Annotated in this window: 11 protein-coding genes, 1 other RNA gene and 1 pseudogene; 6 read left to right on the top strand and 7 right to left on the bottom strand. The window is 74.4% G+C overall.

Translation table 11 applies throughout. The features are described from left to right. The first annotated feature begins 5 nt into the window (after positions 1 to 5). Positions 6 to 218 carry a C4-type zinc ribbon domain-containing protein gene (locus ACQEVM_RS27805; protein ID WP_433083468.1) on the top strand — a complete coding sequence of 71 codons (213 nt, stop codon included), beginning with the start codon at positions 6 to 8 and terminating at the stop codon, positions 216 to 218. After that, on the top strand, positions 218 to 1,489 hold the full coding sequence (locus tag ACQEVM_RS27800; protein ID WP_433083466.1) for a bifunctional RNase H/acid phosphatase: 1,272 nt from the start codon (positions 218 to 220) through the stop codon (positions 1,487 to 1,489). The genes ACQEVM_RS27805 and ACQEVM_RS27800 overlap by 1 nt, the downstream gene beginning before the upstream one ends. Before the next feature lie 83 nt (positions 1,490 to 1,572). Here ACQEVM_RS27800 and rnpB read toward each other — a convergent pair. Next, positions 1,573 to 1,974, bottom strand: an RNA gene (gene rnpB, locus ACQEVM_RS27795) — RNase P RNA component class A. A 77-nt stretch (positions 1,975 to 2,051) separates the two neighbouring features. On the opposite strand from rnpB, the gene ACQEVM_RS27790 reads away from it, so the two are divergent. Together ACQEVM_RS27790 and ACQEVM_RS27785 are read left to right on the top strand one after the other, a co-directional pair. After that, on the top strand, positions 2,052 to 2,786 hold the full coding sequence (locus ACQEVM_RS27790) for a MerR family transcriptional regulator (RefSeq protein ID WP_433083464.1): 735 nt from the start codon (positions 2,052 to 2,054) through the stop codon (positions 2,784 to 2,786). After that, a complete protein-coding gene (locus tag ACQEVM_RS27785; RefSeq protein ID WP_433083462.1) occupies positions 2,783 to 3,622 on the top strand; it encodes a hypothetical protein in 840 nt (279 codons plus the stop codon). The genes ACQEVM_RS27790 and ACQEVM_RS27785 overlap by 4 nt, the downstream gene beginning before the upstream one ends. Positions 3,623 to 3,706: 84 nt before the next feature. Here ACQEVM_RS27785 and ACQEVM_RS27780 read toward each other — a convergent pair whose 3' ends face one another. Together ACQEVM_RS27780 and ACQEVM_RS27775 are read right to left on the bottom strand one after the other, a co-directional pair. Further along, positions 3,707 to 4,672 (bottom strand): helix-turn-helix domain-containing protein, encoded by a 966-nt coding sequence (locus tag ACQEVM_RS27780; RefSeq protein ID WP_433083460.1) that lies wholly within the window; start codon positions 4,670 to 4,672, stop codon positions 3,707 to 3,709. A gap of 106 nt (positions 4,673 to 4,778) precedes the next feature. After that, entirely contained in the window at positions 4,779 to 6,221 is a 1,443-nt protein-coding gene (locus ACQEVM_RS27775; RefSeq protein WP_433083458.1) for an RNB domain-containing ribonuclease, read from the bottom strand. A gap of 102 nt (positions 6,222 to 6,323) precedes the next feature. Here ACQEVM_RS27775 and yaaA point away from each other — a divergent pair, with 102 nt between their 5' ends. Next, positions 6,324 to 7,124, top strand: coding sequence for a peroxide stress protein YaaA (yaaA, locus tag ACQEVM_RS27770; RefSeq protein ID WP_433083456.1), 801 nt, complete (start codon positions 6,324 to 6,326; stop codon positions 7,122 to 7,124). 65 nt (positions 7,125 to 7,189) lie between these two features. Here the strand turns inward: yaaA and ACQEVM_RS27765 are convergent, their stop codons facing one another. Next, positions 7,190 to 7,939 carry a bifunctional DNA primase/polymerase gene (locus ACQEVM_RS27765; RefSeq protein WP_402299146.1) on the bottom strand — a complete coding sequence of 250 codons (750 nt, stop codon included), beginning with the start codon at positions 7,937 to 7,939 and terminating at the stop codon, positions 7,190 to 7,192. A gap of 155 nt (positions 7,940 to 8,094) precedes the next feature. Further along, positions 8,095 to 8,757, bottom strand: a complete 663-nt coding sequence (locus ACQEVM_RS27760; protein WP_433083453.1) for a TetR/AcrR family transcriptional regulator — start codon at positions 8,755 to 8,757, stop codon at positions 8,095 to 8,097. A 103-nt stretch (positions 8,758 to 8,860) separates the two neighbouring features. Between ACQEVM_RS27760 and ddaH the strand changes: the two are divergent. Beyond that, a pseudogene (gene ddaH / locus ACQEVM_RS27755) lies at positions 8,861 to 9,697 on the top strand (dimethylargininase); the annotation flags it as partial. A 42-nt stretch (positions 9,698 to 9,739) separates the two neighbouring features. Here ddaH and ACQEVM_RS27750 read toward each other — a convergent pair. Next, entirely contained in the window at positions 9,740 to 10,762 is a 1,023-nt protein-coding gene (locus tag ACQEVM_RS27750) for a small ribosomal subunit Rsm22 family protein (RefSeq protein ID WP_433083451.1), read from the bottom strand. A gap of 122 nt (positions 10,763 to 10,884) precedes the next feature. After that, on the bottom strand, positions 10,885 to 12,216 hold the full coding sequence (locus tag ACQEVM_RS27745; RefSeq protein ID WP_433083449.1) for a multidrug effflux MFS transporter: 1,332 nt from the start codon (positions 12,214 to 12,216) through the stop codon (positions 10,885 to 10,887). Positions 12,217 to 12,227: the final 11 nt, after the last annotated feature.

Genomic DNA, 12,227 nt, shown 5'->3' with positions numbered 1-12,227 from the left:
GCTCCATGCCGCAAGCCCTGATGGCGCTGTACGAGAAGATCCGCGTCAAGCAGGGCGGCGTCGGCGCCGCGCGCCTCTACCAGCGCCGCTGCGAGGGCTGCCGCCTGGAGCTCGACATGGCCGAGATCAACGAGATCAAGGCCGCGGCCCGCGACCAGGTCGTCCGCCACGAGAACTGCGGACGCATCCTCGTCCGTGCGGCCGACTCGGGCATCTGATGCCGCGGTTTGTCGTGGAAGCGGACGGCGGCTCCCGGGGCAACCCGGGGCCCGCCGGCTACGGCGCGGTCGTCCTCGACCCGGCGACGGGGGAAACCCTCGCCGAGCGCGCCGAGTACATCGGCGTCGCGACGAACAACGTGGCGGAGTACAAGGGCCTGATCGCCGGGCTGCGCGCCGCGCACGAGCTGGCGCCTGACGCGGTGGTCCTCGTCCGCATGGACTCCAAGCTCGTCGTCGAGCAGATGTCGGGGCGCTGGAAGATCAAGCACCCGGACATGAAGCCGCTCGCGGCGGAGGCGGCGAAGATCCTGCCCCGCTCGCAGGTGACGTACGAGTGGATCCCGCGCGAGAAGAACAAGCACGCGGACCGGCTCGCCAACGAGGCCATGGACGCCGGCAAGCGCGGCAGGCAGTGGGAACCCTCGGGCTCCACGGCCGTCTTCGACCGGAGCGCCGCGCGCGCCCTGGCGACCCCGCCGGCCTCCGGGCCGCCCGGGGACGCGGCGGCCGGCGCGGCCGCCGTCCGGGCGGCGCTCGCCGCCTCGGCGGCTCCGGCCGCCGACACCCTCTTCGCGGAGCCCGGCGAGTCCGGTGAGCCCACCGCCGCCGCGCCCACGACGGGCACCGGCTGGGGTCCCGACCTCGGCGCGCCCGCGACCCTGGTACTGCTGCGGCACGGCGAGACGGCCCTGACCCCGCAGAAGCGCTTCTCCGGCAGCGGCGGCACCGACCCCGAACTCTCCCCGGCCGGTCGCCGCCAGGCCGCCGCGGTCGCCGAGGCGCTGGCCGCGCGGGGCACCGTACAGGCCGTCGTCAGCTCCCCGCTGCGACGCTGCCGGGAGACCGCCCAGGCGGTCGCCGACCGGCTCGGCCTGCCGGTGGCGATCGAAGAGGGCCTGCGCGAGACGGACTTCGGCGCGTGGGAGGGCCTGACCTTCGCCGAGGTGCGCGCACGCTTCCCCGACGACCTCCAGGCATGGCTGGACTCCCCGAAGGCCGCCCCCACGGGCGGCGGCGAGAGCTTCGCCACCGTCACCCGCCGGGTCTCGGCCGCCCGCGACCGGCTGGTGTCCGCGCACGCCGGCCGGACGGTGCTGGTCGTCACGCACGTGACCCCGGTCAAGACGCTGGTGCGCCTCGCCCTGGGCGCCCCGCCCGAGTCGCTGTTCAAGATGGAGCTGTCCGCGGCCTCCCTCTCGGCCGTGGCCTACTACGCCGACGGCAACGCCTCGGTGCGGCTGCTGAACGACACCGGCCACCTGCGCTGACACCGCCGCGCGCCCCGGACAAGACCGCCCGAACGCACGAAACCGCCCTGACCGGAGGAAACCCCTGGTCAGGGCGGTGGCGCAGAACGACACAAGCTGTACGCCGGGTTCTGTCGCCCGGTGACCTCGCGGTCGCCGGGGAGACGGCCATCCATCTAGGACCGGCGTTGCCGCCGGCCTCGTGCGGTCTACCCGCGGACTCGGGCGGGCAGCCCTCGATCGTCCGCGCAGAGCCGTCCGGAGACGACTCCTCTTGACCTTGCTCCGGGTGGGGTTTACCTAGCCGCCTGAGTCACCTCAGGCGCTGGTGGTCTCTTACACCACCGTTTCACCCTTACCGAGGACCGAGGTCCCCGGCGGTCTGTTTTCTGTGGCACTGTCCCGCGGGTCACCCCGGGTGGCCGTTAGCCACCACCCTGCCCTGTGGAGCCCGGACGTTCCTCGGCGGGATCCGAGGATCCCGACGCGGCCGCCCGCTTGTGTCGTTCTGCGTGACGACCATGCTACCGGCACCCCCGAGGCCGCTTGACCTTGACGTGACGGCAGGGTTTCTACTGTCCCCATGCGGATCGGAGAGATCGCCGCGCTCGTCGGGCTCACCACCCGGGCGATCCGGCACTACCACCAAGTCGGGCTGCTCCCGGAACCGGAGCGGCGCCCCAACGGATACCGGGCCTACACCGTGCGCGACGCGGTCCTGCTGGCCCGTGTACGCCGGCTCACCGAGCTGGGGCTGAGCCTCGACGAGGTCCGCGACGTCCTCGCCGACGACGCGGGCCGCGAACTGGCCGAGGTACTGGCGGAACTGGACGCCGACCTGGCCCGGCAGCAGGCCGAACTGGCCGCCCGCCGGCAGCGGCTCGCCCTGCTCCTCGCCGCCCCGCCCGGGGAGGTCGAGCCGCTGTCGCCGGCGCTCGCCGCGCTGCTCGCCAAGGCGCCGGCGACGGACTCGCCCAGCGCCGCCCTGGACCGCGAACACCTCACGCTGCTCGACGGCACGGGCGCCATCGGCGACGAGGTCTACGCCCTGCTCGGGACGTTGGCCGCCGATCCGGCCGTCCTCACCCTGTACGAGCGGCTCGACGAGCTGGCCGGCGCACCCGTCGACGACCCGCGAATCGCTCCCCTCGCGCGGGCCCTGGTGGCGGCCGTGCCCGACGAGGTGTTCGCCGCGATCCCGTCGGACGGGCCGGTCGCCCCCGGGTTCAAGGAGGCGTTGCTCGCCGAGTACCCGCCGGCGCAGGCGGAAGTCGTGCGCCGGGTCATGGAGGGGTTCATGGAGAGGGGCAGGGGATGAGCGCGATCAGGGCGGCCCGGATCGCGGCGACCGCCGTCGTCCCCGGTGAACTGGCGCTGGTGGTCTGCCTGGTGGCCGGGGTGCGGCTGCCCGGCTGGGTGCCGATCGCGGCCGAGACGCTGGTGCTCGGGGTGCTGCTGCTGGAGGCCCGGGTACTGCGCGGGCTCTACGTCGAGCGGCGCGCCCGGGGCGCCGCCCCCGGGGAGGCCTGGCGGGGAGCCGTGCGCGCGGTGGTCCCGCAAACCGTCCGCCGACTGCTGCTGCACGAACTGCGGGCCGCCGCCTCACTCGGGCGGTGGCTCGGACGCCGGGCACCGCACGGCGTCGGGACGGGCGACGTGCCCGCCGGGTACACCGGCCCGCAGACGGCCATGATGTACGGGTTGCTCTTCGTGTCGCTGATCGAGACCGTCGCGCTGGCCTTGCTGATCCCCTGGCCGGCCGTGCACCGGGTGGTGCTCGTCCTCGACGTGTACGGGGTGGTGCTGGTCCTCGCGATGCACGCCGCCTGCGTGGTGCGACCGCACGTCGTCGGCGCCGACGGCTCCCTGCGGATCCGGTACGGGGCCCTGTTCGACCTCACCGTCCCGCCGGACGCGGTGACCTCGGTCCGGGTGGACCGCCGCTACCCCGAAGGACGGCTGGTCACCCTGGACGAGGAGGAGCAGCTGCTCGACCTGATCGTCGGGAGCCAGACCTCCGTGACACTGGAACTGAACCGTCCGCTGTCCTTCGTCCGCCCCCTCGGCGGGCCGGGGCAGGCGCGCACCATCCGCTTCCACGCCGACGACCCGCGCGCCCTGGTCACCGCACTGCGCCGGCTCACACCCCCGTGACGAGCCGACGCAGTGCGGGGTCCCGCGCCGAGCGTGGCAAACCGGAGCGGCCCTGTCTTGTCAAAAACGGCACGCGTGGCCGATTCACAGCAGCACGCTCGTGATCCGGCCCGGCGTCCGGTCGATGGCCGACCCCGGCGGCAGCCCCCCGCGCAACAGCGCGAAGCGGGACGGCGGCAGCCCGGTCATCGCCTTCACCTCCCGGCTCAAGTGGGCCTGGTCGTGGTAACCACAGGCCGCCGCGACCCGGGCGGGCGGCTCCCCGGCCGCGAGCCGGCGCAGCGCGTACTGGAGGCGGAACACCCGGGCGACGGCCTTCGGCGACAGCCCGACCTGCTCACGGAACCGGGCGCGCAGCGTGCGGGCGCTCCAGCCGGACCCGGCCGTCGCCCGGGCCAGGGAGGTCCCGCTGTCGGCCCACAGCCGGGCCAGCGCCCCGCGCACCTCGGGCGCGACGGCCGGCCCCCGCTCCAGACGGGCGACGAACACCGAGTCGAGCAGGTCGAACCGCTCCCGCCAGCCGCCCAACGCCGCGAGCCGGTCCGCCAGGTGCCGCCCGTCGGGGCCCAGGACCTCCGCCAGGTCCACCCGGGCCTCCTCGAAGTGCACCATGGGGATGCCGAACAGCCGGTAGGCGCCCAGCGGGCTCATGTTCACCTCCAACCCGTGGACCCGGCCCGCGTGCACCCCTATCGCCGGACCGCTGCGGGGGCCGCTGATCAGGGCGCGGGAGGCGGGCATCAGCCGGGCCGTGTCGAGCCCGGCGCCCGCGAGGGCGACGCCCCCGCCGTCGGCTCCCCCGATGTCGGCGCCCGCGCCGGTACGGGCCACCCACAGCCCCTCGGTGAAGGTGAAGACGAGCGTGACCAGGCCGGTCGGCAGCTCCAGCCGGCGTCGGGGGACCGCGAACTCGGTGAGGAACCCGGTGTAGTTGACGATGTGGGGGCGCAGCGGGGGAGCCGGCGGCCGGGTCAGGGGCCGGACCGGCGTCCGCGCGGTCCGGGGCGGGCGGTGCGCCGGTGGGCGCGCGGGTATGTGGACGGCACCCATCCGTTGTCCTCCCCCGAGGCGGCGCACGGCCCGGTCCTGTGGCGCCGTGCGCAGATGATGACAGGAGCCGGGGCCCGTGGCCATGGCCGGCGACGGGCGGACGGGATCAGGCCGGGGCGAACAGGATCCGCGCGGTGCCCAGGTCGGCCGCCGTGAGCCGGACCCGGATCCGTTCGCCGAGCGGCAACGCGTCGGCCGGGGACTCGACGCGGCCGACCACCGCGGGGTCCTCCAGATGGACCGTTCCCACCAGCGGCTCGCGTTCCTTGACGTCGATGACCACCGCGTCGAAGGTGTCGCCGACGTGGCCCGTCAGCAGGGCGGCCTCGACCAGGTTCACGGACTCCCGTTCCACCGTGTTGGCCAGCCGGTTGCCCTCCGCCATCTCGCGGGGGAGCCCGGCCAGCGCGTCGACCGCCCACGCAGGCGGTGCGACCCCGGCGACCGCCGCCACGCACAGCTCGCCGGTGTAGCGGTCGACGAGCCGTCGCAGGGGAGCGGTGCAGTGCGTGTACGGGGCGGCCACCGCCGCGTGCAGCAGCGGGTCGGGGGTCCGCCCGTCGGTGAAGACGGTGTACCCGGCGCCGCGGAGCAGGGTCGTGCACTCCTGGAGGAACGCCGCGTGGTGGGGGAGCCGCGGGTCGAGGGAGCGGACGAGTTCGGCGTACGGGACGTGGTGGGGCCACTCGATCCGCAGGGCCTTCGCCACCCGGTGCAGCCGGCCGACCGCGCCGTCGGGGGCGTTCGGGAGGGTGCGCAGGATGCCGGCGCCCGCGGCGAGCATCAGTTCGGCGGCGGCCATGCCGGTCATCAGCGACATCTGGGCGTTCCAGCCGTCCGCCGGCAGCGGGATCCGGTAGGCCGGGGTGTACGCGCCGTCGTGCTCGACGATCTCCTGGTCGGGCACGTCGAGGGAGACCCCGCCACGTTCGGTCTCCAGGGCCTCGCGGCGCACCCCGATGTCCTTGAGCAGGGCCACGGTCTCCTCCGCCGTACCGGAGTCGATCGCCCGCTGGACGCCGGAGTAGTCGAGCTTGGCGCGGCTGCGCACCAGCGCGCGGCGCACCTCGGTGGTCTCGACCCGGCCGTCGGCGTCCAGGTCGAACCGCCACAGCAGCGCGGGGGCGTCCTGGTCGGGCAGCAGGCTCGCCGCGCCGTCCGAGAGCACCGCCGGGTGCAGGGGGACCTTCCCGTCGGGGAAGTACAGGGTGGTGACCCGGCGGTGGGCCTCGGCGTCGAGGGCGCCGCCGGGCGTCACGAAGGCCGCGACGTCCGCGATGGCGTAGTGCACGCGGTAGCCGCCGGCGGGCCGCCTCGCCAGGTGCATGGCCTGGTCGAGATCGAGGGAGGTCGGCGGGTCGAGGGTGAAGAGGGGGAGATCGGTGGCGTCGTACGCCGGCAGGCGCGGATCGCGTACGACCCGCTCCGCCTCGGCGAGCACCTCGGCGGGGAACTCCCGCGGCACGTCGAGCTTCGTCCGCAGGTCACGCAGTGCGGCCCGCAGGGCAGCCCCGTCTGCGCCGGTCATGTGCAGGTGACGGCGTGGCATGGACCGAGCCTATGGCCGGGCGGCCTCGCCGTCGCGTCGAGCCGTCTACCCTGGCTCGGGGGCCGCACCCCCTGCGCCGTGTCGTACCGAAGGAGAACCACCGTGCTCGTGCTGCTGCCGCCCTCCGAGGGAAAGGCCGCCGGCGGCTCCGGCGCACCGCTGAAGCCGGACACGCTGTCGCTGCCGGGGCTGGCCGGGGCGCGGGCGGCGGTCCTGGAGGAACTGGTCGAGCTGTGCGTCGGCGACGAGTTCAAGGCGCGCGAGGTCCTGGGCCTCAGCGAGGGGCTGCGGGGCGAGATCGCGAAGAACGCCGAGCTGCGCACGGCCGTCGCGCGACCGGCCGGCGAGATCTACACCGGGGTGCTGTACGACGCGCTCGGCCTGGCCGACCTGCCCGCGTCCGCCGTCGCGGCGGCCGAGCGGTCGCTGCTGGTCTTCTCCGGGCTGTGGGGCGCGGTACGGGTCACCGACCGCATCCCGTCGTACCGGTGCTCCATGGGCGTCAGGCTGCCGGGGCTGGGGGCGCTGGGCGCGTACTGGCGGGAGCCGATGGCGTCGGTGCTGCCGGAGGCCGCCGGGGACGGGCTGGTGCTGGACCTGCGGTCCTCGGCCTACGCCTCCGCGTGGAAGCCCAAGGGCGAGGTCGCGGGGCGGACCGCCACGGTGCGGGTGCTGCACGCGCAGACCGTGGACGGCGTGGAGAAGCGGTCGGTGGTGAGCCACTTCAACAAGGCCACGAAGGGGCGGCTGGTCCGGGACCTGCTGCTCGCCGGGGCGGCCCCGGAGTCGCCGGCGGAGCTGGTGACGGCCCTGCGGGACCTCGGCTACGCGGTGGAGGCCGACGTTCCCGCGAAGCCGGCGAAGGCGTGGTCCCTCGACGTGGTCGTGACGCAGATCCACTGAGGGGCCGGCGGTCCGTCGAGGGCTCCGGGGCCGGGCTCCGGGGCCGGGCTCCGGGGCCGAGGGGCTCAGCGGCCCAGGGGCCAGGCCACGGCCTCCGGGGTCCGGGCGGCGGAGCCCGCGTAGAGGGCGCAGGCGTCCGTGAGGGTCTCCAGCAGCGTCAGCGGGTCCGGGAGCGGGTGCTCCATGCCGCGCAGCCAGCCGACCGAGAGGTCACCGGGGAGGGCGGCCGGCGGGACCAGGACGTAGCTGCCCCGGCAGTGCCAGCGCAGGCCCGGGTGTTCGTCCATCGTCTCGGGGTGGCAGTCCAGTTCGCACGGCCACCACTCGTCCTCGTCCTCCGGGGTGCCCCGGGTGGCGGTGAAGAACAGCATCCGTGCCTGTTCGCCCGTACCGCCGGACTCGGCGACCGGGCCCACCTCGACACCGGCGGCCAGCAGGCGGGTCAGCGCGTCACGGCCGGCCTCCAGCGGGACGTCCAGGACGTCGTGGACCATGCCGGTCGCGGTGATGAAGTTGGCCTGGGGCTGGTTGCGGGCCCACCGCTCGATCTGCGCGCGGTCGGTGGTCGACTGGGTCTGCCAGGCGAAGGAGACGGGGTGCCGCGCCGGCGTGGGACAGCCGATGCGGTCGCAGGAACACCGGTAGCCGGCGGGATGGGCGGCCGGGGCGATCGGGAGGCCCGCGGCGGCGACGGCCAACAGCAGGGCTTCGCGTTCCTCGCCGGGGTCCTCCGGAGTGGGTTTCGGCCGGCGGCGCAGCCACTGGGAAATCCTGCTCTGCTCGCCGCGTTGGACGCGGCCGGACTCAGACCCCATCAATCCCCTCACCTCACCGTTGCCCCGGCAGACCCTCACATGGTCCCACCATCCCGGGCCCCGGGTGACCGCACCCCCGAACTCGGGTGGCCCACATAACCACAGAATTCGGCCATATGTTCTCGGCCCCCGGTAGGACCCCGGTCGGCCGAGTGTCAGGCGGTGACTTTTCCCACCCCGCCGACGCCGCGCAGCACCGTGTCCACGAGGGCGTCCGCGTAGGCGTGCGTGAGCGGCGCCGTCCGCATCAGCCAGCGGTGCGTCAGCGGCCCCACCAGCAGTTCCGCGGTCAGCCGCAGATCGGCGTCCGACGCCAGTTGGCCCGCCGCCCGCGCCGCGCGCAACCGTGCCTCGTACAGGGCGAGCTGGGGCTCCAGCAACTGCTCGGTCATACGTGCGCCCAGCTCCGCGTCGGTGGCGCCGGCCGCGGTCAGGGCGCGGGCGGCGGCCTCGTACTTCACGTCGTTGAACTGGTCCACCGTCGCCCGCAGGACGTGCTTCAGGTCGGCGGCCAGGTCCCCGGTGTCCGGGAAGCCGGTCCACTCCACGCCCTCCTCCGCCTCGCCGGCCAGCGCGAGCGAGGCCTCCAGCAGCACCGCCGCCTTGGACGGCCACCAGCGGTAGATGGTCTGCTTGCCGACTTTCGCGCGGGCCGCGATGGCCTCGATGGTGAGCCGGTTGTAGCCGACCTCCCCGACCAGGTCCAGGGCGGCGTCCAGGATGGCCCGCCGGGACCGGTCGCTGCGGCGGCCGGCGTCCGGGGCCTTGGGGGTGCGGGCCTTGGCGTCTCGCGGCTGGGCGGCAGGGGTCTCGTTCATCCGGCCAACGTATCAATGCGAGACGTTTCGTCTTGTGTTTCGGTCATTGAGCTGAACCACCCGGTCAGTTCAGTGCGCGGTCGCCCCGGAGGAGAGACGATTCACTCCTCATCACCGTGAGGAGCCTTCATTGCGCAGAGACGCCACACCCCGGCGATACCTGATGTGCCCGCCCGCGCACTTCAAGGTCACGTACTCCATCAACCCGTGGATGGACCCCACGAAACCGGTGGACCTGCCCCTCGCACTGGCCCAGTGGGAGGATCTGAGGGACCGCTACCGCGCCCTCGGCCACACCGTCGAGACCCTCGTGCCCGACCCCGACCTGCCCGACATGGTGTTCGCCGCGAACGGCGCCCTGGTCGTCGACGGCCGGGTCCTCGGAGCCCGGTTCGCCTACCCGGAACGCACCGCCGAGGCGGAACTCCACCTCGACTGGTTCCGCACCCACGGCTTCACGGACATCCGCGAGCCATCCCACGTCAACGAGGGCGAGGGCGACTTCGCCGTCACCGCCACCTACATCCTGGCCGGCCGGGGCTTCCGCTCCAGCCCCCTGTCGCACGACGAGGCCCAGGAGTTCTTCGGCCGCCCGGTCATCGGCCTCGACCTGGTGGACCCCCGCTACTACCACCTCGACACGGCCCTGTCCGTACTCGACGGCGACGAGGTCATGTACTACCCGCGGGCCTTCTCGCCGGGCAGCCGGGCCGTGCTCCGGCGCCTCTTCCCGGACGCCCTCCTCGTGGAGGACCGGGACGCGGCGGCCTTCGGGCTGAACTCCGTCTCCGACGGGCTGCACGTGCTGGTCCCGCAGGCCGCCACGGGCCTCCTGGCACCCCTGCGGGACCGGGGCTTCGAGCCGGTCCCGATGGACCTGGGCGAACTGCTCAAGGGCGGCGGCAGCGTGAAGTGCTGCACCCAGGAGCTGCGGATGTAGCCGCGGCGGACGTCACCGGGAGGGACGCGGCGGAGGCGGACGTCACCCGGCGGGCGGCGGCCACTCCTGTCCCCAGTCGGCGTCCCGCGCCGCCTTGTACAGATCACCGTGGCGCTTGGTCACGGTGGCCCGGGTCAGGCCCTCGCCCTCGCCCGTCCCCTGCGGACCGCACAGGTCCAGCAGGACGAGTCCCTTCCGGATCTGCGGCCTCCGCGTGATCCGGGAGGTGGCCGGCTCGACCGGGAAGCGGGTCGCGGCCACGTAGGCGAACTTCTCGTCCTCGTACGGCAGGGAGCCGCCCTTGACCTGACGGTGCAGGGAGGACCGGCTGACCCGGGCCGAGAAGTGGCACCAGTCCTTCCCGACCTCGATCGGGCAGGTGCCGTCGTGCGGGCAGGGCGCGGCCACCGTCAGGCCGGCCTCGATCAGCTGCTCGCGGGCCTCGCGCAGGCGCAGGTACCCGTCCGGGGTGCCCGGCTCGACCAGCACCACCGCCCGACCGGCGCGCGCGGCCTCCGCGACGACGGCCCGGCGGGCCTCCGCCGTCAACTCGCCCAGGACGTACGACACGGTCACCAGGTCCGCGTCGGGCAGGGCGATCCCGGACCCGATGACGGCCCGCCGCCACTCGGCCGCGCGGAGCACCGGGGAGGCGGAGGCCGCGGCCAGTTCCCGACCCAGGACCAGCGCGGGTTCCGCCCAGTCCAGCACGGTGGTCTCGCGCGGCCCGTCCCAGGTGGCGTCCACGGCCCAGGTCGCGGCCCCGGTGCCGCCGCCCACGTCGACGTGCGAGGCCGGGACCCACTCCGGGGCCGCCTCGGCCAGCCCGTCCAGCGCGGACCGCACCGCCTCGAAGGTGGCCGGCATCCGGTAGGCCGCGTACGCCGCGACGTCGGAGCGGTCGCGCAGTACGGGCGCGTCGGTCGGGATGGTGCCCCGGTAGTTGGCGATGAGCCGCTCCACGGCGGCGGAGGCCTGCTTCGGGGGGAGCCCGTCGAGGAGCCCGCCCAGCGCGGACCGGAGGGTTGCGGCGGTGGTGGGTGCGGGGGCGGAGGCGGCGTTCACCCGCGAAGTTTACGGCGCCGAGCGGGGCCCGGTGACGCGGCGGGACCGCCGCCCGGGCCCGGTGACGTACCGCAGGGCCGGGCCGGGGCCGCGCCCCGGGCGGTGCGCGACCCGGACAGGACCTACGCGCGGGTCTCGGCGACCGCCATCGGCCCCCGACCGCGCCACGGCCGACACAGGCCCAGGAAGCAGGCCACCGCGAGCAGCGAACAGGACAACTGCACCACAGCCATCGGCACCGCCGTGTCCTCGCCGGCGATCCCGACCAGCGGGGAGGCCATCGCCCCGACGAGGAACGAGGAGGTGCCCAGCAGCGCGGAGGCCGACCCGGCGGCGTGCGGGGTGCGCATCAGAGCCTGCGCGTTGGTGTTCGGCAGCAGCAGGCCCATGGCCGACATCAGCACGAACAGCGCGGTGGCCATCGGGAACAACCCGACCTCGCCGAAGACCCCGCCGGCCATCAGCAGCAGGGCCACCGAGGCGGTGGTGATGATCGCGAGCCCGACGCCGAGGGCCTTGTCGAGGCTGACCCGGCCCACCAGCAGCTTGCCGTTGATCTGCCCGACGACGATCAGGCCGACGGAGTTCAGGCCGAACAGCAGGCTGAACGCCTGCGGCGAGGCACCGTAGATCTCCTGCACCACGAAGGGCGAGGCGGAGATGTAGGAGAAGAGGACCGCGAAGGCGAACCCGCCGGCGAGGGTGTACCCGGCGAACACCCGGTCGCCGAGCAGCCCGCGCATGGTCCGCAGCGCCGCGCCGACGCCGCCGGTGTGGCGGCGCTCGGGCGGCAGGGTCTCGCCGAGTCCCCGCCAGACCACGAGGGTCAGCGCGGTGCCGACGGCGGTCAGGACGACGAAGACGCCGCGCCAGTCGGCGACGCGCAGGATCTGCCCGCCGATGAGCGGGGCGATGATCGGGGCGACCCCGGATATCAGCATCAGGGTGGAGAAGAACCGGGCCATCTCGACACCGTCGTACAGGTCGCGGACGACGGCGCGCGCGATGACGATGGCGGCCGCGCCGGCCAGGCCCTGGAGGAGCCGGAAGGCGATCAACAGCTCGGTGGTGGGGGCGAGGGCGCAGATCGCGGTGGCGAGCACGTAGACGATCATGCCGATGAGCAGCGGGCGTCGGCGGCCCCACTTGTCGCTCATCGGGCCGATGACCAGTTGGCCCAGCGCCATGCCGGCCAGGCAGGCGGTCAGGGTGAGCTGGACGGTGGCGGCCGGGCTGTGCAGGGCGTCGGTGACCTGCGGCAGGGCGGGCAGGTACATGTCCATGGACAGCGGGGGCAGGGCCGTCAGCCCGCCCAGGATGAAGGTGACGAGCAGGCCGGTGCGCCGCGCGGCCTTCAGCGGTGCGGCGTCGGCGGTCGGGACCGCGCCGGCGACGGGGACCGAGCCGTGCGGCGACTCTTCCGAGGGGGCCGTCGAGGGGCCTCTCTCCGACATGCGGAACTCCA

Source organism: Streptomyces sp. CA-243310 (genome assembly GCF_050936775.1).
GTDB lineage: Bacteria > Actinomycetota > Actinomycetes > Streptomycetales > Streptomycetaceae > Streptomyces.
This window is presented reverse-complemented; position numbering and strand designations above follow the sequence as displayed.